The organism is Streptomyces sp. NPDC048825 (assembly GCF_043198355.1).
Lineage (GTDB): Bacteria > Actinomycetota > Actinomycetes > Streptomycetales > Streptomycetaceae > Streptomyces > Streptomyces xiangluensis.
The window spans coordinates 58,669-82,810 of record NZ_JBICUR010000010.1; the positions used below are offsets into that span (position 1 = coordinate 58,669).

Sequence of the window (24,142 nt, forward strand, 5' to 3'; positions counted from 1 at the left end):
TGCAGCTCCGCCGGGATGGGGGTCCCCCCGCTCGAGCGGAGCCGAGAGCGGGTGAGCGACCAGCCACGACGAACCCGCAGCTTCGAACGTGCTTCCCAGCGGCACGCTTAATCCTGCGCACGGCCGGTCGTCACACGGGCAATCATGAGGGCTACCAGGATGATTCCTCCGTAAATGGCCTGGATCCAGAAGGACGGAACCTGCGCAAGGGTGAGCAGGTTCTGGACAACGCCAAGAAGGAGGACGCCCGTGAGGGCGCCGAACATCGTGCCCTTGCCGCCGTCGAGGCTGATCCCGCCGATGACCGCGGCAGCGAACACCGTGAAGATCATGTTCTGGCCCTGGTTGGCGTTGATCGCGCCGACATAGCCGGTCTGCAACAGCCCGCCGACCGCGGCGAGTGTGCCGGCGATGACGAACACGGCGAGCATCACGCGATCGACCCGGATACCGGCCGCGCGCGCCGCGTCCGCGTTGCCGCCGATCGCGTACAGGGCGCGTCCCCAGCGGTGGTACTTGAGCATGAGGCCCGCGGCACCGAACGCCGCCGCCGCCAGCCACACCGAGATGGGCACCGACAGGAAGGTGGTGGTGGCCAGCGTGTAGAAGGCGTCGGGCATGCCGAACAGCGTCTTGCCCTTGGTCGCGCCGACCAGCAGACCGCGCAGGACGATCAGCATCGCGAGCGTCACGATGAACGCGTTGAGCTTGAACTTCACCACGAGGATGCCGTTGAAGCCGCCGATGACCGCGCCCACGCCGAGGATCGCGAGCAGGGCGAGCCCCGCAGGGAGGTCGGTACCCCAGCCGGAGGCCGCGGCTGGCAGCACCAGCAGCGCGCCGACGGCGGGCGCGATGCCGACGACCGACTCCAGGGACAGGTCGAACTTGCCGGTGATCAGGACCAGCGACTCGGCGAGCACCACCATGGCGAGCGCCGCGGAGGCCCCGAGGATCGAGATCAGGTTGCGCTCGGTGAGGAACGAGTCGTTGACGAACGCACCGAGGACCAGGAGCAGCAACAGCGCCGGTACGAGGGCGAGTTCGCGGGCCCTTCGCAGGAGTACGGACTTGGCGTTGGCGCTGCTCCTCACCGGCTGCTTGGAGGTGGCGGGCGAGGCCGACGGGGCCTTCGTGTCAGCCATGGTCCACTCCTTCTATGGAGGCGATGAGCTCGTGGTCGCGCCAGCCCGCGGGGTGCTCGGCCACGACGCGGCCGTGGAAGAGGACGAGGACGCGGTCGCAGCGGCGCAGATCATCGAGTTCGTCGGAGACGACGAGGACGGCGGTCCCGTCGTCGCGGGCCGAGTCCATGCGGGCGAGCAGGGACTCCTTGGACTTCACGTCGACTCCCGCGGTGGGGTTGATGAGGACGAGAAGCCGTGGGTCGGAGGCGAGGGCGCGGGCCATGACGACCTTCTGGGCGTTGCCTCCGGAGAGGTCGGAGACGGGCTGGTCGGGGCCCTCGGCGTGGATGTCCAGCCGGTCGATCAGTTCGGTGGCGAAGCCACGCTTGCGGGCGGTGCCCACGAACCCGTACTTCCCGAGCCGGTCCAGGATGCTCATGGTGGCGTTGTCGCCGATGGTCATCCCGAAGACGAGCCCCTGGCCGTGCCGGTCGCGCGGGACGCAGCCGACGCCGGCCTTGAGGGCTGCCTGGACATCACCGAACGGCAGCGGCGTGCCGTCCAGAAGGGCAGTTCCCGAGCTGGGGGTGTGCAGTCCGGCGAAGGACTCGGCGAGCGTGATCTTCCCGCTGGCGCTGGAACCGGCGAGGCCGACGACCTCGCCGCGGCGGACCGTGAGGTCGACGTTCTCATACGTGTCGGAGGTCAGGCCTTTCGCCTCCAGCACGACCGGCGCGTCGGCACCGTTGTCCTCCAGCACGGCGTCGGCGTGTTCCAGCACCGCGTCCGCGGCAGCCGCCTGCTGTTCGGCGACCGCCTCCCCCGCCATCGCCTCCACCAGCGCGCCGCGTGGCAGTTGGGCGACCGGCGCCGTGGTGATCCAGCGCGCGTCGCGCAGCACCGTGACGGTCTGGCACACCTCGTACACCTCCTGGAGGTGATGCGAGATGAACAGGAACGTGACGCCGGACTCCTGGAGCGCGCGCATACGCGTGAAGAGGCGCTCGATCTCACGGTTGTCGAGCTGCGCGGTGGGCTCGTCGAGGACGATGAACCGGGCGCCGAAACTCAACGCCCGGGCGATCTCGACCATTTGACGGTCCTCGACCTTGAGATCGGCGGTACGCGCCTCCGGGTCGACGTGCACGTCCCAGGTCTGCAGGACCTCCGCCGCCTGGTCCTTCAGCCGGCGCCAGCTGATGAAGCCGCCGCGGCCCAGGGGCTGCCGGTTGATGAAGAGGTTCTCGGCGACCGACAGCTCCGGGACCACCGTGGGCTTCTGGTAGACGCAGGCCACCTTGCGGCGCCAGGCGTCCCGGTCGGCGAGCGGTGGCGCGGGCTCGCCGTCGAAGCGGACCGTGCCCTCGTCGGCGGCCTGGAGTCCGGTCAGGATCGTGACGAGCGTGGACTTGCCCGCGCCGTTGCGGCCCACGAGGGCGTGGGACTCGCCGGGGAGGACGGTGAGCTGACCGTCTTGGAGGGCGACGGTGGGACCGTACCGCTTGGTGATCCCCCGCGCCTCCACGAGTGGGGTGCTCATCCGACCGTGTTCCCCCACAGCTTCGGGTCGTCGACGTTCTCCTTGGTGACCAGGGGCGCGGGCAGCTGGTCCTCGAGGATGCCGCTGGGCAGCTTGACGATCGTGGAATCGTGGTCGGTCGGACCCGGCTTGAACGTCTTCCCCTGCATCGCCGCCTTGATGTAGTACATGCCGTACTTCGCGTACAGGTCGGCGGGCTGCGAGACGGTCGCGTCGATCTCGCCCTTGCGGATGGCGTCGTACTCCTGCGGGATGCCGTCGTTGGAGACGATCGAGATGTGCCCCTTCTCGCCGGCCTTCTTCAGCATCCCCTTGGACTTGAGGGTCTGCAGCGTCGGCGCGAGGTAGACGCCGCCCGCCTGCATGTATATGCCCTTGATGTCCGGGTTCGCATTGAGAAGCGTGTCCAGCTTGGAGGCCGCGGTGTCGGACTCCCACTTGGCGGGGATCTCCAGGACCTTCAGCTTCGGGTAGTTCTTCTTGACGCAGGCGCGGAACGCCTCCGAGCGGTCGCGGCCGTTGACCGAGGCGAGGTCGCCCATGATCTGTACGACCTTGCCGGACGGGATCTGCTGGCCGAGGTACTCGCAGGCCTTCTCGCCGTACGCCACGTTGTTGGCGCGTACGACCATCGCGACCTTGCCCTTCTCGGGCGCCACGTCGACGGCGACCACGGGCACACCCTTGCGCTCGGCCTGGTCGAGTCCGGCGGAGATCGCGGCGCTGTCCAGGGGGGCCACGACGAGGCCCTTCACGCCCTGGTTGAGCTGGTTGTTGATGTCGGTGATCTGCTGCGAGGGGTCGCTGTTGGAGTTGACGGTCTTGAGTGCGTCGACTCCCTCGGACTTCGCCATCTTCGGCACGTAGTCGTTGTACGACTGCCAGAACGGCGAGGTCAGCAGGGGCAGGATCACCCCGACCTTGCCTTCGCCGCCGCCCTCGCCACCGGAGGCGACGCTGTCCTCGGTGCTGCCGCATGCCGCGAGCACGAAGGTGGCGCAGGCTGCCGCAGCCGCCGTTCGCAGGGGGATCCGCCTCTTCCGCAGTCTCGTACCGGCTGTCTGTCGCCTCATCCGTCGGCTCCTCATCGAGCGAGATCTAGCAGGTGCCCGCATATTTATCAGACCACTTCCCCCTGACAACACCCTCAGACAGCAAACTTCCGCCATTTTGAGCGTAGTGGTCAGACCACTGGGCTGATTAGACTGCGGCACACCCGGTGACAGGAGGAGTGGCGTGGACGAGATCCTGCCCAGGCAGACGGAGCCCGCACCGCAGAAGGGCACCGTGACGCAGCGCGCCATCGAGCAGATCAAGGCGATGATCGCCGAGGGGCGGCTGGAGCCGGGTGCGCGGCTGCCGACCGAGCGCGAACTGGCGGTCCAGCTGGGCATCTCGCGCAGCTCGATGCGCGAGGCGATCCGCGCGCTGACCGTCCTTGGGGTGCTGGAGGCCCGGCACGGGTCCGGTATCTACGTCACCCAGTTGGAAGCCGGTGACCTGCTGGAGACCTTCGGTGTGGTCGCCGATCTCTCCCGCGGACCCCAACTGGTGGAGCTGCTGGAGGTGCGGCGGATCCTGGAGTCGACGGCGACGGCGCTGGCCGCCGCTCGGATCACTACCGGTGAACTCGCCGAGGTCGAGAAGCACTTGGCCGCCATGCATGCGACGGACGACCCGGAGGAGATCCTCTCCCACGACCTGGCGTTCCACCGCGCGATCGTTGCGGCAGCGCGCAACGACACGATGGCGGCGATCCTGGAAGGCCTGTCCTCGCGTACGTTCCGCGCCCGGGTCTGGCGGGGCTATCAGGAGGAGGGCGCCTTCGCGCGCACCCGCCGCGAGCACGCGGCGATTCATCGCGCGCTGGTCGCCCATGATCCGGAGGCGGCCCGGGCGGCTGCCGCCGCGCATGTGGGCGAGGTGGAGGAGTGGCTGCGGACCCAGCTCAGTCAGTAGCGGGGGCGCGGCACACAGGGCCCGTGATGCGGTAAGGCGGTGGCGCCGCGGCGGCCCTCAGGGTCAAGGGAGACGAAAATCGTTTCGCCTCCTTGAGGACTCAAGTGGATCGACACGGTAGAAAGGACCCATGCCGGAGCGTGAGGCACCCGTGATGGGTGTGGACGACGTCGACGAGGTGACCCGCGCGGTGCTGACCGCGTCGAGGTTGCTGGTCGCGGTGTCCGCCCGCTCACTGTCCGCGGTCGAGGAACGGGTGACGCTACCGCAGTTCCGGATGCTGGTGGCGCTGTCGACGAAGGGGGCCACCAAACTGGTCTCCCTGGCCGACCTGCTTCATGTGGCGCCGTCGACGGCCATGCGCATGGTGGACCGGCTGATCGCTGCCGGTCTCGCCGACCGGCAGACCAGTCCCGCCGATCGCCGGGTGACCCTGCTGCGGCTGACCGGCGAGGGCCGGCGCACGGTGCGGGAGGTCACGGCCCGGCGCCGCGCCGACCTCGCCGAGATCGTCAAACGACTCGATCCCGAGCAGCGGGTGGACCTCATCGAGGCGCTCACCGCCTTCAACGAGGCCGGCGGGGAACCTCCCGTTCCGACGGACGATCCCGAGTGCCATCCGCTGGGCTGGGCGGACGACGAGCTGGGACGCGGAGCCTGAAACCGTGTCGTCGATGTGCCGCCCAGTGTGCGCCCGCCCTCGTACGGACCGAGGGCGGGCAGTCAGCGTCACCCAGCCAACGCCGGGTTGGACGTCGAGTTGACCGAGGGCCCGGGGGTCGGCGGGCCGGGCGTCTTGATGTTCAGGTCCGGACGCGGCTTGAGGACCAGGACCGGCGACCCCGGCTGCGGCGGGGGCGGGGTGGTGTCGTCCTTGGGGAGCTTCGGCGGGGCGGTCTGCTGGAAGTTGTTCTGTTCGAAGTTCACCAGCTCTGTCTTCTCGAGAATCGTCATGTGGTCGAGGACCGTGGCATTGGCCAGGTCGGCGAGCTGACGAATCATGGTGTTCTGAGTGGAAGCCCGGATTTTGGCGATGACCGGGAAGATCTGACCGTGCGTCACCCGCATGATGCTGACCGCGGTGGAGTCGAACTGCTTGCCCGAGCTCCCGTCCACGGTTGCCACGAACTGCTGCTGCTGCGGAGACGCCTGGTTGGGCAGGGTGATGCCCAGCTCCGGGGCGATCTGGCGGCACATCACGTCGAGGTTGCCGTGCCCGACGACCAGGTGCTTGCCCGCCTCCTTCATCGCCGGGGTCGTGCCTCGCTCCATGGCCAACTCGCCAAGGGGGTACTCCCACAAGCCTGCCGCACGCACCTTCACCACGAAGTCGCGGTCTGCCTCCGTTATCGGCCCATAACGAGTGTTGGCGATGACACGCTCCGTGTTCGTGGACGTGTTCTCGAGGCCCAGCATCGCCGGGTAGGCGAGTGCGGCGATCGTCATCGTCATGCCGCCGACCACGAAAACAGTTCCCGCTACGTTCCGTGATATGCGCATACATCCTCCTGGCGTGACTGGCGCTGACGCCAGAAGGTACGGACGAATCCGGTGGAGCGATCATTGCACCCGGTAAATTTTTCCGCCCGCCGTGTGATTTGCGTCACACACGTTTAAGACCTGTGAGCGATACAGCGCGAACCCGCACGATACGCATAGCCCTGTGCGCCCCCGTAATCCGCAGCCCGCTGCCAGGTGCCGCCGCCGAGGCTCTCCATGGAGCCCTCTCCACCTGCCGGCAGCACCGACTCGCGGCCCGCCGAACGGAAGTAGACGCAGGTCAACTGCTCGGCGGTCTTGGGCGGTCCAGACCCGCCAGACCCTCGACGTGACGCCCCGACCCGGGCACAGTGCTCCCCATACCAGTGAGTAAGTTCACGCGAAACCCGTACAGAAGGAGCCTTCGTGACCACCTGGGCCGGCCGGACCGCCACCGAGATCGCCGCAGCCGTACGTGAGAAGCGGGTCACGCCCCGTGAGGTGGTGGCCGAGCACCTCGCGCGGATCGAACTGCTCGACGCCCGTGTGGGCGCCTTCCGTCGGCTGCGCGCGGCGGCGGCACTCGCCGAGGCCGACGAGGTGGCGGCCCGCGCCGATCTGGCCGGGCTCCCCCTGGCGGGCGTGCCGGTGGCGATCAAGGACAACCTGGCCGTACGCGGCGAGTCCACCCGCCTCGGTTCCGCCGCGACTTCCGAGACCCCGGCCGACCACGACCATGTCACGGTGGCCCGGATGCGTGCGGCGGGCGCGGTCGTCGTGGGTCTGACGAACGTGCCGGAACTCTGCGTCTTCGGCACCACGGAGGGCGTGCACGGCACCGCACGCAACCCGTGGGACACCACGCGCACTGCGGGCGGCTCGTCCGGCGGCAGCGCGGCCGCGGTCGCCGCCGGGATGGTGCCGATCGCTCTGGGCAACGACGGGATGGGCTCGCTGCGGATACCGGCCGCCAACTGCGGGCTGATAGGCCTCAAGCCGGGCTTCGGCACGGTCCCGGCGGGCATCGGCAACGGCGACTGGTTCGGCATGTCGGAGAACGGTCCGCTGGCGACCACGGTCGAGGATGCCCGGCTGATGTTCTCGGTGCTGGCCGCCACCGATGTCGTACGTGCGGCCGAGCCCGTCACGCACACGGTCGCCGTCTCCGTACGCAGCCCGCTGGTCGGCGTCACGATCAGCCGCCCCTACGCGACCGCGGCCCGTCAGGCGGCTCAACTGCTGGCCGAGGCGGGTCATCGGGTACGGCGGGCCGACCCGCCGTACCCCGTGTGGCTGGGCACGACCTCGCTCGCGCACTGGACGGCGGGGACGGCGGTGGACGCGGAGGGCCTCGACCCGCGGCAGCTCACGCGACGGACACGTGTGCACGCGGCTGTGGGGCGCCGCTTCGTGGGCTCCGTGCGAGGTGGTGCGCGCAGGGATCAGTTGCGCAGACGTATGGAGCCGTTCTTCGCGGAACACGACGTCCTGCTCACTCCGGCTCTCGCCCGGCGGGGGCCCGCCGCCGCGGACTGGCACGAGCGCGGCTGGCTGCGCAATCTGCTGGCCAACACGAACTACTCGCCGCTGACTCCGACTTGGAACCTGACGGGCTGGCCGGCGATGGCTGTGCCGTTCGGGACCCTGCCGTCGGGTGCCCCGTGCGCCGTACAGCTGGTGGGGCGGCCGGGTTCGGAGGCCGAACTCCTTGAGCTGGCCGGGCAGTTGGAGGAGCTACGGCCGTGGCGGCGTACGGCGCCGGTGGCATAGGAGGGCGTAGCAGGGGGTCGTAAATCCCTTGCTGGGGTCGTCTCCCGCGGATCAGGATGCCGCCATGCCTGCCTTCGCCGCCGACGACGGAACCGAACTCGCCTATCACGTCGTGGGCGAGGGCGAACCGCTGCTCTGTCTGCCCGGCGGCCCCATGCGGGCCTCCGCCTACCTGGGCGATCTCGGCGGCCTTTCGAGGCATCGGCAACTGGTCCTGCTCGACCTCCGGGGCACGGGTGACTCCGCGATCCCGGCCGACCCGGCCACGTACCGCTGCGACCGGCAGGTATCCGATGTCGAGGCCCTGCGCCGCCACCTCGGCCTGGAGCACATCGACGTGCTCGCGCACTCGGCGGCCGGAGACCTCGCCCTGCTCTACGCTGCCGGGCACCCCGAGCGCGTACGGAGCCTCACGCTGATCACCGCCCGGGCCCGCGCCCTCGGCGTCGACTTCACCGAGGAGCACCGTCGGGAGGCTGCCGCCCTGCGCTCGGCCGAGCCGTGGTTCGCTGCCACCCGCGTCTCCTTCGAGGCGTTCTTGGCCGGCACCGCGACCGACGCCGACTGGGACGCCATCGCGCCGTACTTCTACGGCCGTTGGGACGAGGCGGCGCAGGCACACGCCGCGCTGGACGTGGCCCAGAGCAACGACAAGGCCGGGGAAATCTACGCTTCGCCCGGCGCCTTCGAGCCCGCGACCACGTGCGCCGCCATCGCCGCGTTGCCCGCACCGGTCCTGCTCATGGCCGGTGAGCTGGACAGCGGCCCGCGCCCTCGCGTCGCCACCGCCATCGCGAGGCTGTTCCGCCATGCGGAGGTGGCCGTCCAGCCGGGCGCCGGTCACTTCCCGTGGCTGGACGATCCGGATCACTTCGCAAGGACGGTCAACGCGTTCCTCGCCTGAGCACTCCACCAAGCGCTCCACGGGGAAGGCGGTTCGAAGCTGCGGGTCCGTTGTGGCTGGTCACTCCCCCACTCTCGGCTCCGTTCGAGCGGGGGGATCCCCATCGCGGCGGGGCCGCACAGGTCACAGCCCCGCGCCCCTATGGGCGCGTCTCAGAGCGTCCGGTACATGATGTGCAGCCCTACCAGCCCATGCCGCGGATGCTCGAACGCCTCCGGAACGGTGCCCAGAATCCTGAAGCCGAGGGACGTCCACAGGTGAACAGCGGGGTTCGTCTCCACGACGGCGTTGAACACCATGCCGCGGTATCCCTCGTCCTTCGCCGTGGTCAGGATGTGTTCGGCGAGGTGGCGGCCGATGCCGCGGCCCGTGTGGTCCGGGTCGACCATGAAGCCGGCGTTGGCGATACGGGCCGCGGGCCCGCCGTAGTTGGGCGTGACATAGGCCGAGCCGACGACCGCTCCGGTGGCGTCCTCGGCGACGTACACGCGCTTGCCCGGTGCCATCCACAGGACGCGGGCGTCCTCTTCGGAGGTGGCCGGGTCCCAGGCGTAGGTCTCGGCGGCGGCGACGATGCGGTGCCAGAAAGGCCAAATCCGCGGCCAGTCGTCGGCCGCGGCTTCTCTGATCAGCATGGGCGTGAGTCTGGCACGCCCATGCCGTCAGCGATCGCGCTGATCCCTCGGGGAACGCCTTAGTCCACGCTGGGCAGGATGTGCGGTTCCGCGAGGTCGTCCTCGTAACCCGCCAGGCGGATCGGGGCGGACCTGGACCACACTTCGAGGCTGCCGAGCGTGTCCTCGGGCCCGCTGCCTCCGCGCTCCACACGTTCCTTGGGGCGCTGATCGCTGTTCTTCGTCTCCGGTGTCACCGCGCACTCCTTATGTGTCGGATCACCCTCAGGGCATGCAGGCCGGTCTACTACCGGTCACATGACGCCCGCTCGGGTCTGGATTACAGGCAGTACGGACGCGGTGGCGCCGGTAACTCAAGTGAGAGCAGGCCGTGGTGACCGGCTTGTCCCGGGACGGACCGTGGGTGTGGGTGGGACCCAATTATGCTGTCCGTTCCGGTACAGGGTACACAGATGAGCGGGGGTCCGCTCGATGGGGCTGAAAACAAAAGGTAACTGTTTCGAGTCGTTCCGCGACAAACCGGACATCAAGCACACCAGCCTCCCTTGGTTCTCCACTGGTTGTCCACAGGCACGGAGCCGGCCGTCCGGCTCTGTGCCAACATGATCAAACGCGCCACTTTCACGCGAAGGAGCCCGACATGGCCGCCCAGCAGGTACGGGGTGTCATCGCCCCCGGCAAGAACGAGCCGGTTGAGGTCCGCACGATCCTGGTTCCGGATCCGGGTCCGGGCGAAGCCGTGGTCCAGGTGCAGGCCTGCGGGGTCTGCCACACGGACCTGCACTACAAGCAGGGTGGCATCAGCGACGAGTATCCGTTCCTTCTCGGCCACGAGGCCGCCGGGATCGTGGAGTCGGTCGGCGAGGGCGTGACCGAGGTGGCGCCCGGCGACTTCGTGATCCTCAACTGGCGTGCGGTCTGCGGCCGTTGCCGGGCCTGTCTGCGCGGGCGGCCCTGGTACTGCTTCGACACGCACAACGCCAAGCAGAAGATGACCCTGGAGGACGGCACGGAGCTCTCGCCCGCCCTTGGGATCGGTGCGTTCGCGGAGAAGACCCTGGTCGCGGCCGGTCAGTGCACCAAGGTGGACCCGTCTGTGTCCCCCGCGGTCGCGGGTCTGCTCGGCTGCGGGGTGATGGCCGGCATCGGCGCGGCCATCAACACCGGTTCGGTGACACGTGGCGACTCGGTGGCGGTCATCGGCTGCGGTGGCGTGGGCGACGCGGCGATCGCCGGGGCCAGTCTGGCCGGCGCGGCACGCATCATCGCCGTCGACATCGACGACAAGAAGCTGGCCACGGCCCGGACGATGGGCGCCACCCACACGGTGAACTCGAAGGAGACCGACCCGGTCGAGGCCATCCGCGAACTGACCGGCGGATTCGGGGCGGACGTCGTCATCGAGGCGGTGGGCCGCCCGGAGACGTACAAGCAGGCGTTCTACGCCCGCGATCTTGCGGGCACGGTGGTCCTGGTCGGCGTCCCGACGCCGGACATGAAGCTTGAGTTGCCGCTGCTGGACGTTTTCGGCCGGGGTGGCGCGCTCAAGTCCTCCTGGTACGGGGACTGCCTGCCCTCGCGTGACTTCCCGATGCTGGTCGACCTGCACCAGCAGGGTCGCCTCGACCTGGCGGCGTTCGTCACCGAGACGATCGAGCTGGGAGCGGTGGAGCAGGCCTTCGACCGGATGCACCAGGGCGATGTGCTGCGTTCCGTGGTGGTGCTGTGATGGCCGCCCGTATCGAGCACCTGGTCACCTCCGGCACGTTCAGCCTGGACGGCGGTACGTGGGACGTCGACAACAACGTATGGATCGTGGGCGACGACTCCGAGGCCATAGTGATCGACGCCGCCCATGACGCCGACGCCATCGCCGAGGCGATCGGCGACCGCCGGCTCGTGGCCGTCGTCTGCACACACGCGCACAACGACCACATCGACGCGGCCCCCGCCCTGGCCGCCCGCACCGGCGCCCCGATCCTCCTCCACCCCGACGACCTCCCGCTGTGGAAGCAGACCCACCCGAACCGGTTGCCGGACGGTGAACTGACCGATGGGCAGCGGCTGTCGGTGGCCGGCACGGAGCTGACCGTGCTGCACACGCCGGGTCACGCCCCGGGCGCCGTCTGCCTGCACGCCCCACAGCTGAGCACCGTCTTCACGGGCGACACGCTCTTCCAGGGAGGACCCGGCGCGACGGGACGCTCCTTCTCCCACTTCCCGACCATCATCGAATCGATCCGCGACCGGCTGCTGACCCTGCCGCCCGAGACGGAGGCCCGTACCGGCCACGGCGACTCCACGACGATCGGCGCCGAGGCCCCGCACCTGAAGGAGTGGATCGACCGGGGCCACTGAGTCCGCGCGGTGAGACCGCGCTCGTTCGGGACGGCCGTGGGGTGCACTCGGTTCGCTATTCAGATCCTGTTGGTCCGGTTGAAAGCTGGCCATGATCTGCTGGCGCGGGACAACGGCCTTTCTCGCGGGCAGGGAGGACTGGCGCATGGAGCTGCGCAGTGTCGATGAGCTGATGGATCTGCTGCACGCCTGCCGGGGGGCCAGGGGCACCCCGGACCTCCCCCACTCGCGGACTCTCCCCCACTCGCGGCTTCGCTCGAGCGGGGAGACCCCCATGAGCGGAGGGCCCCCCGCCGACGGCTCGCTCGATCTGCATGATCACGCACTGCAGACCGCCGCGCTGTTGCGGCGCGGTCATCCCAGTGACAAGGAACTCCAGGTGGCCGGCCTGGTGCACGGCATAGGGCAGCTGCTGCACCCCGGTGACGAGGCCCGCCACGCGGACCACGCGGCGGACGCCGTGCAGTCCCTGCTCGGCGAGCGGGTCGCCCGTCTCGTACGCCTGCATGCCGCCCCGTGGGACGACGGCCCGTTCGACGACGACGTGCTGTCCCTGCGGCAGGCGGACGAGGCGGGCAAGGTCGCCGGGCTGAACGCCGGCGTGCTGGAGGACTGGCGCACCGTCCTGGAGCTGGTCGCGGCGCGCGCCACCGTCCGCCGCTGACGCACACCTCTGGTAGCTGACGGCCCGTCATGAGAACGTACGCGGATGACTTCGCCGTACGGGCTCACGGGCAGGGCCGCGATCGTCACCGGTGCTTCGCGCGGGATCGGGCGAGCGGTCGCGGAGGCCCTCGTCCGGGCGGGCGCACGGGTGTGCGTGACCGCGCGTGATCCGGCCGGGCTGAGCCGGGTCGCCGACGAGCTCGGGGTCGTCGGGCTCGCGGGCTCGGTCACCGAACCGGCGCATCTGCACGAGCTGACGGAGCTGACCCTGCGCGAGTTCGGGCGGATCGACCTGGTGGTGAACAACGCGGCGACGAACGAGCCGTACGGCCCTCTCATGGACGCCGACCCGGACCGCTGGCGCGAGGCGTTCACGGTCAACGTCGAGGCGCCGCTACGGCTGGTGCAGTGCGCCTGGCGGGCCTGGATGGCTCAGCACGGCGGGGCTGTGGTCAACGTCTGCACGGAGGGCGCCGCTCACGTGGGCCCCAACGTGGGCGCGTACGGCACCAGCAAAGCCGCCCTGCTGCACCTCACCCAGCAGCTCGCGGGCGAGCTGGCCCCAAAGGTGCGTGTCAACTCGGTCTCCCCCGGTCTCGTCCGGACCGAGATGGCGCGGTTCGTGTGGGAGCGGGATGAGGACGAGGTGGCCGCCGGGCTGCCCCTGGGCCGGATCGGCGAGCCCGAGGACATCGCGCGAGCAGTCATATGGCTGGCCTCGGACGCGGCGGAGTGGATCACGGGGGCAGACCTGCTGGTGGACGGCGGAACGAGAGTACGGGCGGCACACACGGCGACGGCGTACGCCGTCCACGAGCGCCTGCGGTCACAGGCGCCGCGGAATACCGACGGCAGCGCGTCCTGACACGGCTGAGCACTACACGACGTGTACAGGATGTGCACAGGGTGCCCGAGATCAAGGCGGCTACGCGATTGCCCGCCAACAGGGCAACAGGCCCGCGGAGGGCCTGCACGGAGTCGAACCACGAAGAACGCGTTGCCGGCGCACCGGGCACCCTCACGGTAGGACAGCGGCCCCCGCACGGGCCACCAGATTACCCCGGGCGGGCCCTACCACTTGCCGGGCGCGTAGTCCTTCAAGAACACCCCGTACAGGTCCTCGCCCTGCTCCCCCCGCACGATCGGGTCGTACACCCTCGCAGCCCCGTCGACCAGGTCGAGGGGTGCGTGGAACCCCGCGTCGGCGAGGCGCATCTTGTCCGGGTGAGGGCGCTCGTCGGTGATCCATCCGGTGTCGACGGCGGTCATCAGGATGCGGTCCTTCTCGAACATCTCCTGGGCGCTGGTGCGCGTGAGCATGTTGAGCGCGGCCTTGGCCATGTTGGTGTGCGGGTGCCCCGCGCCCTTGTAGCCGCGGCTGAAGACGCCCTCCATGGCGGACACGTTCACGATGTACGTACGGTTCGCCCCCGAGGCCGCCATCGTGGCGCGCAGCCGGCTGATGAGGATGAACGGCGCGGTGGAGTTGCAGAGCTGTACCTCGAGCAGCTCGACGGGCGTGACCTCCTCCACGGACTGGATCCAGCTGTTGGTGTCGTGCAGGTCGGGCACGAGACCGCCGGCGTCGATCGCCGTACCGGCCGCGATGCGCTCCAGGGAGGCTGACCCGGAGACCAGCGCGAGGTCCGTGACGTCCTGGGCGGTCAGCTCGCCGCCACCGGCCACCGGCAGCGCGGCCACGGCACCTGAGCCGAAGGTACCGATCACCTCGGCGGGCGGCAGCTCGCCCGCGGGGAGCGGGGCGGACTCGGCGGCCAGCAGTTCGCTGTAGGCCCCCGGGGAGCGGCGTACCGTCTGGGCCGCGTTGTTGATCAGGATGTCGAGCGGCCCGGCGGCGGCGACCGAGTCGGCGAGCGCGACCACCTGGGCGGGATCACGCAGGTCGATGCCGACGATCTTCAGGCGCCCGATCCACTCGTCGCTGTCGGGCATGGCCTTGAAGCGGCGGATCGCGTCGTTCGGGAAGCGGGTGGTGATCGTGGTGTGCGCACCGTCGCGCAGCAGCCGCAGCGCGATATACATGCCGATCTTGGCGCGGCCGCCGGTGAGCAGCGCGCGCTTGCCGGTGAGATCCGCGCGGGCGTCGCGGCGGGCCCGGTTCTCGGCGGCGCACTTCTGGCAGAGCTGGTGGTAGAAGTAGTCGACCTCGACGTACCGGGTCTTGCAGGTGTAGCAGGAGCGCGGGCGCTGGAGTATCCCCGCGATCTGCCCGGCATCGACGGCCGACGAGGGCAGGACGCCCTCGGTCTCGTCGTCGATGCGCTGGGCGGAGCCCGTCGCCGTCGCCTCCGTGACCGCCTTGTCGTGGGCGGTCTTGGCGGCCCGGCGTTCTTGGCGGCGGCGCTGCTTCACCGTGCGGTAGACGCCCGCGGTGGCGCGACGCACGGCAACGGCGTCGGGGTGGTCGACCTCCAGCTTGTCCAGCTCCTCGAGCACGCTGAGGCAGACAGCCAGCCGCTCCGGGTCGATGCCGGGACCGTACGAGGCCTCCGCCCCCTCTGCCGTGTCCACGGCGGGGGTCGCCTGGCTGTCCTGTGTCACCGTCATCGCCGTTGCTTCCTCGGGGTTCCGCGCCGCGCTCGAACCGCGCTCGCTTTCGAAGGCGGAATTTTACGGAGCGCGGGGCGAAGGCACCAAACCCGGCGTGATCACGGCTCCCGTCAGGGCGCGCAGGCGACGTTCAGCTCCTCCACCTCCGCGATCACCGCCTTGGCCAGCCGGTCCAGGTCCGGCACGGCCTCCGCATCGGCGACGAGCCCGTAGTGGACGCGCCCGCGGTAGGTGGAGACCGCGACCGCGAGGGACTGGCCGCGGGCGAGCGGGGCGAGCGGATAGACCTCGGTGAGCGGGCAGCCGCCGAGTTTCAGGCCGAGGCTGGGCAGCGGCACGCTGGTGACCAGGATGTCGAAGAGCAGCCGGGCGGCCTGGCCGACGACGGGTCCGCCGAGCCGGTGCCCCAGCGGCAGCACATGGTCGGCGAGCAGGGCGACGGCGCCCGCGCCCCGGTTGGGGCCCGCGTCCTTGTTGCGGTTCATGGCCGTACGCACCGTGTCGAGCCGACCGAGCGGGTCCGCGTCGTCGACGGGCAGCTTGATCAGATAGCCGGAGAGCCGGTTGCCCTGGGGGTGCGCGGTGCGCGGACGGCGTTTGGAGACGGGGATCAGGGCCCGGGGCTCGACGCCCTCGCTGCCGTCGCCGCGCTCGTCCAGCCAGCGGCGCAGAGCGCCCGCGACGATCGCGATCAGTACGTCGTTGACGGTGCCGCCCGCGCTCTTGCGGATCTTGTGCACCTCGTCGAGGTCCAGGTTCACGCCCGCGATACGGCGGGTGCCGGTGGGCTCCGACACCAGGGCGGAGGAGGAGCGTACGCCCAAGGTGGCGCGGGCGACGGAGGCGCCGATGTCGAGGGCCCGGCCCACGTCGGAGAGGGTGCCGCGGACGAGACCCGGCAGTTTGCGGACGTCCGGGAGAAGGCCACGTGCGGGCTCTTCGGGGCGCGGGCGGGGCTCGGGCAGGTCCATGGGGTCCATGACCGCCGCCGCGAGCATCAGCGCCCGCAGTCCGTCGGCGAGGGCGTGGTGGAACTTGAAGAGCACGGCGAACGACGTGCCGTCCACGCCGGGCAGCACATGCGCCTCCCACGGCGGCCTGCCGCGCTCCAGCGGGCGCTGCATGAGCTCGCCCGCCGATTCGTGGAAGTCCGCGGTCGGCGCGTGCAACCGGACATGGTCGAGCGGGTCGAAGTCGGGGGCGGGCTCGCGGACCGCGCCGCCGAAGGCCAGCGGCTGCCCGAAGGCCAGCGGCCGCCATACGTCACGGATCCGCATCCGCAGCCCGGGCACGCCCGCGGCGCGGGCCGCGAGCAGGTCGGCGGCGTGGGCGCCCGCTGCGGGCGAATGGGTCTCGAACACACCGAGAGCGCCGAGATGCATCGGGTGCTCGGCGGACTCGATGTTCCAGAACGCCAGGTCGAGTGGTGCAAGCAGGTCGGAGGTCAATGGCTTGCTCTCGCGTCGACGACGGGTGAACAAGCAGTCAACCCCCGACAAGCGATTACGGTCAAGTACGATCAAGCTACGCACAGTTAACAGCAGATTAAGTCCCATCGCCCATGTGAGTGATGGGACGCATGGGGTTCACGTGGTCGTTTCAGGGTGGTCGAAGCGGCCTGCGGGCCGGATACAGCCGGGTGGCCCGTCCGCCCGCCGCGAAGGTGGGCGGGCGGATTCCGCGCAGCGCGCCGGTCGCAGGATTCAGCCGGATGGCCGTCACGCGACCGGGCAGCCCGCAGTCCAGGGACGTGACGGAGATGACAAACGGCCCCGGTGCGTACTCCGCACCGAGGCCGTCTCGATGATCACCTTTTACGACACCTGCTGGCCCTTCCCCAGCGCGATCACACCGCCCTTGGAAACCGTGTAGAGCTCCTGGTCCCTTTCCGGATTGACGCCGATCGTCGCTCCCGGCGGTACCTGTACGTTCTTGTCGAGCACCGCGCCGCGTACCACCGCACCCCGCCCGATGTGGACGTTGTCGTGCAGCACGGAGCCCTGGACGACGGCGCCCGGGTCGACGACCACGCCCGGCGAGAGCACCGAGCGGCTGACCTGGCCGCGGATGAGGCAGCCGGCGCTGATGATCGACTCGCTGGCGATGCCGCCGGCGTTGAAGCGGGCCGGGGACAGCTGACCGGAGTGGGTGTAGATGGGCCACTGGCGGTTGTAGAGGTTGAAGGCGGGCCGCTCGGCGATCAGATCCATATGGGCGTCGAAGTACGCGTCGAGGGTGCCGACGTCACGCCAGTACCCCTTGTCGCGCACGGTCTCACCGGGCACATGGTTGGCGCTGAAGTCGTACAGCTGGGCCTCGCCGCGTTCAGTGAGCTGCGGCAGGATCGAGCCGCCCATGTCGTGTACGGAGTTCTCTTCCTCGGAGTCCCGCTGGAGGGCCTCGATGAGGGCCTTGGTGGTGAAGATGTAGTTGCCCATCGAGGCGAAGACGGACTCGGGATCGTCCGGGAGACCCGGCGGGTCGGCGGGCTTCTCCAGGAAGCTGTCGACGGTCTGGCCGTCGGATCCCGGGGCGATGACGCCGAAGGCCGACGACTCGCCCCGCGGCACCCGTATCCCGGCGACGGTCACGCCCGCCCCGCTCTCGATGTGCTGGGCGAGCATCTGCCGCGGATCCATGCGGTACACATGGTCGGCACCGAACACCGCGACGTACTCGGGCTGGTCGTCGTACACGAGGTTCAACGACTGCAGGATCGCGTCGGCGCTGCCCAGGTACCAGCGCGGGCCGAGCCGCTGCTGGGCCGGGACCGGCGTGACGTAGTTGCCCAGCAGGCTGGACATCCGCCAGGTCGTGGTGATGTGCCGGTCAAGCGAATGCGACTTGTACTGCGTGAGTACGCAGATGCGCAGGATGTCCGCGTTGACAAGGTTGGAAAGAACGAAGTCCACGAGGCGATACGTTCCGCCAAACGTGACCGCGGGTTTCGCACGGTCGGCGGTCAGGGGCATCAAACGCTTGCCCTCACCGCCCGCCAGTACGATTCCCAGCACCGAAGGTCCACCGCGTCGCATGCCGTGCCGCCCCTCTACCGCCCGGTTGTGCCACTTTCTTGTACTTCACCTGCTTGAGGCTTACCCCTCTTTGAGGAGTTCCTCATACAGCTGAACCGTGCGCCGGGCCACCGCGTCCCAGCCGAACTCCCGCACCGCCCGCTCCTTGCCCGCCTCGCCCATCCGCCGGGCTGTCCCGGGGTCGGCGAGCAGTGCGTCAAGGGCGCGCGCGAGCTGTGCCGCGTGCTGCTCGGCGTTCTCGTCGACGGATACGAGCAGACCCGTCTCGCCGTCCTCGACGACCTCGGGGATCCCGCCTACGCGCGAGGCGACCACGGCCGTGCCGCAGGCCATCGCCTCCAGGTTGACGATGCCCAGCGGCTCGTAGACCGAGGGGCACACGAACACGGCGGCGTGCGTGAGGAGTTGGATCACGTCCGGGCGCGGCAGCATCTGCGGGATCCAGAACACGCCCTGGCGTACGCGGCTGAGTTCCTGGAAGAGATCGCGGAACTCCCGGTCGATCTCCGGCGTGTCGGGAGCGCCCGCGCACAGGACGACCTGTGCGGCCGGGTCGATGTCCCGGACGGCACGCAGCAGTTGCGGCACGCCCTTCTGGCGGGTGATGCGGCCGACGAACAGGACGTACGGGCGGCCGGTATCGAGGCCCACGCGTTCGAGGACGTCCGTGCCGTGGTCCGGCTGGTACAGGGAGGTGTCGATGCCGTTGTGCACGACGCGCACCTTCGCCGGGTCCAGGGCCGGGTAGCAGCCGAGGATGTCCTCGCGCATGGCTCCGGAGACGGCGATCACGGCGTCGGCGGCCTCGATCGCGGTGCGTTCGGCCCAGCTCGACAGGGCGTAACCGCCGCCGAGCTGCTCGGCCTTCCAGGGGCGCAGCGGCTCCAGGGAGTGGGCGGTCATCACGTGCGGGATGCCGTACAGCATTTTCGCGAGGTGGCCGGCGAGATTGGCGTACCAGGTGTGCGAGTGGACGAGCTCGCGGCCTTCGAGGGCGGCGGTCATCGAGAGGTCCACGGAGAAGGTGCGCAGCGCGTCGTTGGCGCCGTCGAGCGTGGGCCAAGGCCGGTGACGGACGACTCCGCCCGCGGCGCCCTCGCCCCAACAGTGCACATCGAGGTCCGTCAGGGGCCGCAGCTCCCTGGCGAGGAACTCGACATGGACGCCCGCGCCGCCGTACACGTCCGGCGGGTACTCCCGGGTCAACAGGCCCACTCGCACCCGGTTACCCCCTGTCTCAGCAGCTTGTTCCCACATGGTCACCCAGAACAGGCCCGCGGGGGAAGAGCGCAAGTGACCGCGGGGGCCGGAACGGTGCGATGGGCGGGCGAAGCGAACAGAGTGCGACCTAACGGACACGGAACGTGGCCGCTGCCGAGATCCACGGAATTCGAGTAGACCAAACGGGCATACCGGTTCGAGCATGGGAGTTGTAGCCGGTGTCACCCAACCTGGGGAGGACGGGGCGCAGGTCGTACTCCATCGGCAGTAGGACCCAATGCCTGCTCAAGGACGACGACGCGAGCGCCTTGAAAGGGCATCGTAATCACCATGAAAACCGACCGTTCGCCGCGCCGGACTCCCCGCCAGCCGGAGCGCGCCAGCCAGACGCAGAGGAGGGACCCATGAGCGCCCTCGCACTGTCTGTGCTGCTTTCGCTCGTGTCCGCCGTCGCCTACGCCGGTGGCGCGATCGTGCAGGAACGGGTCGCCGTGGCGACGCCGGATCAGTCGTACGCTCCCATGCGCCGGCCCGCCTGGTGGGCCGCGGTGGGTCTCAACGGCCTCGGTGGTCTGCTGCACGTTGTGGCCCTCGCCTTCGGCCCTCTGAGTCTGGTGCAGCCGCTGGGCGCGCTGACCATTGTGTTCGCGCTTCCCATGGCGGCTCTCTTCGTTCGCCGCAAGGCCGGTGCGACAGCCTGGCGGGGCGCCATCATGGCGACGGTCGGCCTGGCCGGACTGCTGTCGCTGGTCGGCACGGCCGATTCGCAGTCCCTGGACAACTCCCAGCAGCTGGCGGTGGCCCTGGCCACCGGCGGCGCGGTGGTGGCGCTGATGACGGCGGCCCGCGCGGCACACCGGCACCCGGCGGTGCGCAGTGTGCTGCTGGCAATCGCCTCCGGTGTCGCGTTCGGTATGTCGTCGGTGTTCACGAAGACGGTCGCGGTGGACTGGACGGGCGGCTTCACCCTCGGCCAGTTGCCCACCCTGGCGGTGATCGGCGTCCTGGCCACGGCCGGCATGCTGCTCTCGCAGGCCTCCTACCGGGGCGCGGGACTCGCGGCGCCGCTGGCCACACTGACGGTGGTGAACCCTGTGGTGGCGGCCGCGGTCGGCATCACGATGTTCGGCGAGACCTTCCGTTACGGCTCGACGGGCACCGCCCTCGCGCTGGGCTGCGGTGTCATCGCGGCGGGCGGCCTCATCCTCCTGACCTCGGAGCGGATCAGCAGCACAGAGCGTACGGAGCCGGTTCCGGCCGAGCCCGCCCTGGTGGCCGGGGCTCCGGCCGACGGGGCGGTCCTGCTGCCCGAGCAGCGGACCGCCGAGGTGGCAGGGCTGGTCGCCGCGGCGGCGCCGGTACGGGAAGCAGCTGCGGCGGTGCGGGAAGAGGTGCCCCTCGCGCCGGCCGCGGTCGTCGTGCCGACGCCGGTGGCCGTGCGGGAGGCGGCCGGCCTGGCACGCACCGGGTCCAATGGGCCGCCGCCGGGCGACGGTGCGCGGGACGGCACGGACGAACCGGCCCGGCAGCACGGCCCGTACTACAACGGTCTCTACATCCCGCTGCTCCCGGTGCCGCTGGTGGCCGGCTCCCGCATCAAAACCTGATATCAGGCGTACACGTCGGCAGCTGTCAGAGGCTGACGCCACCCTTGCGCAGATAAGCGACCGGATCGATGTCGCTGCCGAATTCGGGCCCCGTCCGCACCTCGAAGTGCAGATGCGGGCCCGAGCTGTTGCCCGTGGAGCCGGAGCGGCCGATGCGCTGCCCGCTCACCACTTTCTGCCCGTCCTTCACGGAGATCGCCGACAGATGGGCGTACTGGGTGTAGCGGCCGTCGGCGTGCTTGATGACCACCTGGTAGCCGAAGGATCCGCCCCAGCCCGAGGTCACTACCTCGCCCCCGGCGACCGACTTGACCGAGGTGCCGGTGGGCACCGGGAAGTCGACACCCGTGTGATAGCCCTTCGACCAGGACGAACCCGTCGCGCGGTACGGCGTTCCGGCGCCGGCCTCCACCGGGGCGGTGACGGTACGCGCCGACTCACGGGGCTTGCTCTCGGCCCGCTCTTCCTTCTTCTCGGGCTTCTCGGGAGCCGTCGGGTTGGACACCGGCGTACCGGGGGCGGGCTTGTCCGGGGCCTTGGTGCCAAGACTCAGCCGCTGACCGGGGACGATCAGGTTCGGGTCGGCGCCGATGGCCTTGCGGTTGCTGTCGTACAACTGCCGCCAGCCGCCCTGGACTTCACGCGACCCTGCGATGCCGGACAGCGTGTCGCCGCGGACGACGGTGTACATCTCGGCGGTGCCCGCCTGGGACTGGGGCGTGGTCTGCGGCTGCACGTCGCGGACGGTGCGCTGGGGTTTGCGGTCCGCGGTGCCCGAAGGGCTGATGTCGGGGGTGTCACCGCCACGGGTGAGGCCCGCGCGCACGGAGCACACCGGCCAGGCGCCGGGGCCCTGGCCATCGAGGACCTTCTCGGCGATGGCGATCTGCTGGTCCTTGGTGGCGAGGTCGGCGCGTGCGGCGTATGCCGTGCCGCCGAAGGCCTCCCAGGTGGACTGGCTGAACTGCAGCCCGCCGTAATAGCCGTTGCCGGTGTTGATGTCCCACTTGTTGCTGGACTCGCAGGCGGCGACCTTGTTCCAGGTGTCCACATCGGCCGCGTCGGCAACGCCGGTGGCTATGAGGGGCATCGCCATTCCGGCGCCGCCCGCCGTGACCGTCAGCGAAGCCCGGTTGATCCTGTTCGGCTGATACCGGCGGTGCCGGCCCCGTACGGCCATGGAGTAAGCCCCCTCGACATGCGTCAGCGGGGGCAAAAGTAAACGCCGCGAACAGGCCATGACAAGGCGGCAATCAGCCGCTCTGTCCCGCCAAGTGACCGGGAATGCACTGTTGTTGCGGATCGGCTGAGGCAGAAAGGCACGCCATGCGTACACATCGTCGGCAAGTCAGGATGGTCAGTGGGGCGATACTGACGAGCACCACCGTTTTCAGGACCTTTTAGGAGCCAACCGTATGAGCACTTCAGCGCAGATCGGCGTGACGGGTCTCGCGGTCATGGGGCGCAATCTCGCCCGCAACTTCGCGCGCAACGGATACACGGTCGCCCTGCACAACCGGACGGCGTCGCGCACGCACGCGCTGGTCGAGGAGTTCGGCAGCGAGGGGAACTTCATCGCTGCCGAGACCGCCAAGGAGTTCGTGGCCGCCCTGGAGCGCCCGCGCCGACTGGTGATCATGGTGAAGGCCGGCGATCCGACCGACGCGGTGATCCAGGAGTTCGCCCCGCTTCTGGAGCCCGGCGACATGATCATCGACGGGGGCAACGCCCACTTCGCGGACACCCGGCGCCGGGAGCGCGACCTGCGCGAGCAGGGCATCCACTTCGTCGGCATGGGCGTCTCCGGCGGCGAGGAAGGCGCTCTGAACGGACCGAGCATCATGCCGGGCGGCCCGAAGGAGTCGTACGACTCGCTGGGCCCGATGCTCGAGAAGATCTCGGCCAAGGCGGCCGACGGTTCGCCCTGCGTCTCCCATGTCGGTCCGGACGGTGCCGGTCACTTCGTGAAGATGGTGCACAACGGCATCGAGTACGCGGACATGCAGCTGATCGGTGAGGCGTACCAGCTGCTGCGCGATGTGGCGGGCTACTCCCCCGCGCAGATCGCGGACATCTTCCGCACCTGGAACACCGGACGCCTCGACTCCTATCTGATCGAGATCACTGCCGAGGTCCTGTCCCACGTGGACGCGGCCACGGGCAAGCCCTTCGTGGACGTCGTCCAGGACCAGGCCGAGCAGAAGGGCACGGGGCGCTGGACCGTGCAGATCGCGCTGGACCTGGGTGTGCCGGTTTCGGGCATCGCGGAGGCGGTCTTCGCCCGGTCGCTGTCGGGTCACACGGAGCTGCGGGAGGCCTCGCGCGGGCTCGCCGGGCCGAAGGCCACGCCGCTCGGCGAGTCGGAGGCGGCGGCCTTCGCCGACCAGGTGGAACAGGCGTTGTACGCCTCGAAGATCGTGTCGTACACGCAGGGCTTCCACAAGATCGCGGCGGGCAGCGCGGAGTACGACTGGAACATCGATCTGGGTGCGGTGTCCTCGCTCTGGCGCGGTGGGTGCATTATTCGCGCGGCGTTCCTGGATCGGATTCGTGCCGCGTACGACACCCGGCCGGACCTGCCGAGCCTGCTCTCCGACGCGACCTTCGCCCAGGAGATCGGGGCGGCTCAGGACGACTGGCGGGCGGTCCTCGCCACGGCCGTCCAGCAGGGCGTTCCCACGCCTGGGTTTGCTGCGGCCCTGTCTTACTACGACGCTCTGCGTGCGGAGCGGTTGCCTGCGGCGCTTACACAGGGGCAGCGGGACTTCTTTGGGGCGCACACGTATCGGCGTGTGGACCGGGAGGGGTCGTTCCACACCCTGTGGGGTGGGGATCGGTCCGAGGTGGTCGGCTAAGAGCTCGGGGACGTCTGGAGTTGGGCGGCTGCGGGTTGTACGTGGTTGATCGCGCCCACGCGGCGGAGCCGCACATTGAGTACAGCCTCGCGCCCCTTGAGGGGCGTCGCCGCTGACCGGGATTTACACGGTGGCCCGGTGCGGAAGTTCCGCACCGGGCCACGTGTCGTTTGCCCTCTACGGCTGCAGTGGCCCCGGCTTCGGCAGTGGTTCGGGGCCGGGAGGCTCCGGGACCGGGGACGGGCTGGGGTCTGGCACCGGGTGGGGCTTGGGGTTGGGGACCGGCTCCGGGAGGGGTTCCGGGCGGTCGGGGCCCGGGCCCGGAGGAGGGCCCGGGCGGGTGGGGTCGGGATTCGGGTGGGTCATCGTGTCCTCCAGCCATGTGGAACTTCGGCCCCTGGACTTGTTTCCACGC

21 protein-coding genes are annotated in these 24,142 nt (G+C 69.8%); 10 read left to right on the forward strand and 11 right to left on the reverse strand.

Going from position 1 to position 24,142, the window contains the following annotated elements; all coding sequences use genetic code 11:
- Positions 1-107: 107 nt before the first annotated feature.
- The 3 genes from ACGFNK_RS23930 to ACGFNK_RS23940 are packed head-to-tail and all read right to left on the reverse strand — an operon-like array spanning position 108 to position 3,740.
- Positions 108-1,145 (reverse strand): ABC transporter permease, encoded by a 1,038-nt coding sequence (locus ACGFNK_RS23930; protein WP_393418973.1) that lies wholly within the window; start codon positions 1,143-1,145, stop codon positions 108-110.
- Entirely contained in the window at positions 1,138-2,667 is a 1,530-nt protein-coding gene (locus tag ACGFNK_RS23935; protein ID WP_393418975.1) for a sugar ABC transporter ATP-binding protein, read from the reverse strand. Before ACGFNK_RS23935 ends, ACGFNK_RS23930 begins: the two co-directional genes overlap by 8 nt.
- Positions 2,664-3,740, reverse strand: a complete 1,077-nt coding sequence (locus ACGFNK_RS23940) for a sugar ABC transporter substrate-binding protein (protein ID WP_393418977.1) — start codon at positions 3,738-3,740, stop codon at positions 2,664-2,666. The genes ACGFNK_RS23935 and ACGFNK_RS23940 overlap by 4 nt, the downstream gene beginning before the upstream one ends.
- A 163-nt stretch (positions 3,741-3,903) precedes the next feature.
- Between ACGFNK_RS23940 and ACGFNK_RS23945 the strand changes: the two genes are divergently transcribed.
- Both ACGFNK_RS23945 and ACGFNK_RS23950 read left to right on the forward strand, forming a co-directional pair.
- On the forward strand, positions 3,904-4,626 hold the full coding sequence (locus ACGFNK_RS23945; protein WP_393418979.1) for a FadR/GntR family transcriptional regulator: 723 nt from the start codon (positions 3,904-3,906) through the stop codon (positions 4,624-4,626).
- A 130-nt stretch (positions 4,627-4,756) separates the two neighbouring features.
- Positions 4,757-5,287: a MarR family winged helix-turn-helix transcriptional regulator gene (locus ACGFNK_RS23950; RefSeq protein ID WP_393418981.1), complete on the forward strand. Its 531-nt coding sequence runs from the start codon at positions 4,757-4,759 to the stop codon at positions 5,285-5,287.
- A gap of 68 nt (positions 5,288-5,355) precedes the next feature.
- Here ACGFNK_RS23950 and ACGFNK_RS23955 read toward each other — a convergent pair whose 3' ends face one another.
- On the reverse strand, positions 5,356-6,126 hold the full coding sequence (locus tag ACGFNK_RS23955) for a DUF4142 domain-containing protein (RefSeq protein WP_393418983.1): 771 nt from the start codon (positions 6,124-6,126) through the stop codon (positions 5,356-5,358).
- Positions 6,127-6,531: 405 nt separating this feature from the next.
- Here ACGFNK_RS23955 and ACGFNK_RS23960 point away from each other — a divergent pair, with 405 nt between their 5' ends.
- Entirely contained in the window at positions 6,532-7,875 is a 1,344-nt protein-coding gene (locus tag ACGFNK_RS23960; protein WP_393418985.1) for an amidase, read from the forward strand.
- Between the two features lie 64 nt (positions 7,876-7,939).
- Positions 7,940-8,779, forward strand: coding sequence for an alpha/beta fold hydrolase (locus ACGFNK_RS23965; RefSeq protein ID WP_393418987.1), 840 nt, complete (start codon positions 7,940-7,942; stop codon positions 8,777-8,779).
- 152 nt (positions 8,780-8,931) lie between these two features.
- Here ACGFNK_RS23965 and ACGFNK_RS23970 read toward each other — a convergent pair whose 3' ends face one another.
- Together ACGFNK_RS23970 and ACGFNK_RS23975 are read right to left on the reverse strand one after the other, a co-directional pair.
- Complete coding sequence (locus tag ACGFNK_RS23970) at positions 8,932-9,414, reverse strand: GNAT family N-acetyltransferase (protein WP_393418989.1); 483 nt, start codon at positions 9,412-9,414, stop codon at positions 8,932-8,934.
- Positions 9,415-9,473: 59 nt separating this feature from the next.
- Positions 9,474-9,650, reverse strand: coding sequence for a hypothetical protein (locus ACGFNK_RS23975; protein WP_393418991.1), 177 nt, complete (start codon positions 9,648-9,650; stop codon positions 9,474-9,476).
- Positions 9,651-10,054: 404 nt separating this feature from the next.
- Between ACGFNK_RS23975 and ACGFNK_RS23980 the strand changes: the two genes are divergently transcribed.
- The 4 genes from ACGFNK_RS23980 (at position 10,055) to ACGFNK_RS23995 (ending at position 13,303) form a co-directional block, all read left to right on the forward strand.
- Positions 10,055-11,143, forward strand: coding sequence for an S-(hydroxymethyl)mycothiol dehydrogenase (locus tag ACGFNK_RS23980; protein ID WP_386343127.1), 1,089 nt, complete (start codon positions 10,055-10,057; stop codon positions 11,141-11,143).
- Positions 11,143-11,772 carry an MBL fold metallo-hydrolase gene (locus ACGFNK_RS23985; RefSeq protein WP_393418994.1) on the forward strand — a complete coding sequence of 210 codons (630 nt, stop codon included), beginning with the start codon at positions 11,143-11,145 and terminating at the stop codon, positions 11,770-11,772. The genes ACGFNK_RS23980 and ACGFNK_RS23985 overlap by 1 nt, the downstream gene beginning before the upstream one ends.
- Before the next feature lie 145 nt (positions 11,773-11,917).
- Positions 11,918-12,436, forward strand: a complete 519-nt coding sequence (locus ACGFNK_RS23990) for a hypothetical protein (RefSeq protein WP_393418996.1) — start codon at positions 11,918-11,920, stop codon at positions 12,434-12,436.
- A 45-nt stretch (positions 12,437-12,481) separates the two neighbouring features.
- Positions 12,482-13,303 carry an SDR family oxidoreductase gene (locus ACGFNK_RS23995; protein WP_393418998.1) on the forward strand — a complete coding sequence of 274 codons (822 nt, stop codon included), beginning with the start codon at positions 12,482-12,484 and terminating at the stop codon, positions 13,301-13,303.
- A gap of 206 nt (positions 13,304-13,509) precedes the next feature.
- On the opposite strand, the gene ACGFNK_RS24000 is transcribed toward ACGFNK_RS23995, so the two are convergent.
- The 4 genes from ACGFNK_RS24000 to glgA form a co-directional block, all read right to left on the reverse strand.
- Positions 13,510-15,006, reverse strand: a complete 1,497-nt coding sequence (locus ACGFNK_RS24000) for an SDR family NAD(P)-dependent oxidoreductase (protein WP_393419000.1) — start codon at positions 15,004-15,006, stop codon at positions 13,510-13,512.
- A 113-nt stretch (positions 15,007-15,119) separates the two neighbouring features.
- Positions 15,120-16,457, reverse strand: a complete 1,338-nt coding sequence (locus ACGFNK_RS24005; RefSeq protein ID WP_386343136.1) for a wax ester/triacylglycerol synthase family O-acyltransferase — start codon at positions 16,455-16,457, stop codon at positions 15,120-15,122.
- A gap of 366 nt (positions 16,458-16,823) precedes the next feature.
- Entirely contained in the window at positions 16,824-18,044 is a 1,221-nt protein-coding gene (gene glgC / locus ACGFNK_RS24010) for a glucose-1-phosphate adenylyltransferase (RefSeq protein WP_393419002.1), read from the reverse strand.
- 60 nt (positions 18,045-18,104) lie between these two features.
- Positions 18,105-19,265 (reverse strand): glycogen synthase, encoded by a 1,161-nt coding sequence (gene glgA, locus ACGFNK_RS24015; protein WP_393419004.1) that lies wholly within the window; start codon positions 19,263-19,265, stop codon positions 18,105-18,107.
- Positions 19,266-19,669: 404 nt separating this feature from the next.
- Between glgA and ACGFNK_RS24020 the strand changes: the two genes are divergently transcribed.
- On the forward strand, positions 19,670-20,872 hold the full coding sequence (locus tag ACGFNK_RS24020) for a DMT family transporter (RefSeq protein ID WP_393419006.1): 1,203 nt from the start codon (positions 19,670-19,672) through the stop codon (positions 20,870-20,872).
- Positions 20,873-20,897: 25 nt separating this feature from the next.
- Here ACGFNK_RS24020 and ACGFNK_RS24025 read toward each other — a convergent pair whose 3' ends face one another.
- Positions 20,898-22,052, reverse strand: a complete 1,155-nt coding sequence (locus ACGFNK_RS24025; protein WP_393419008.1) for a transglycosylase family protein — start codon at positions 22,050-22,052, stop codon at positions 20,898-20,900.
- Positions 22,053-22,287: 235 nt separating this feature from the next.
- Between ACGFNK_RS24025 and gndA the strand changes: the two genes are divergently transcribed.
- Positions 22,288-23,727 (forward strand): NADP-dependent phosphogluconate dehydrogenase, encoded by a 1,440-nt coding sequence (gene gndA, locus ACGFNK_RS24030; RefSeq protein ID WP_393419010.1) that lies wholly within the window; start codon positions 22,288-22,290, stop codon positions 23,725-23,727.
- The last annotated feature ends 415 nt before the right edge of the window (positions 23,728-24,142 follow it).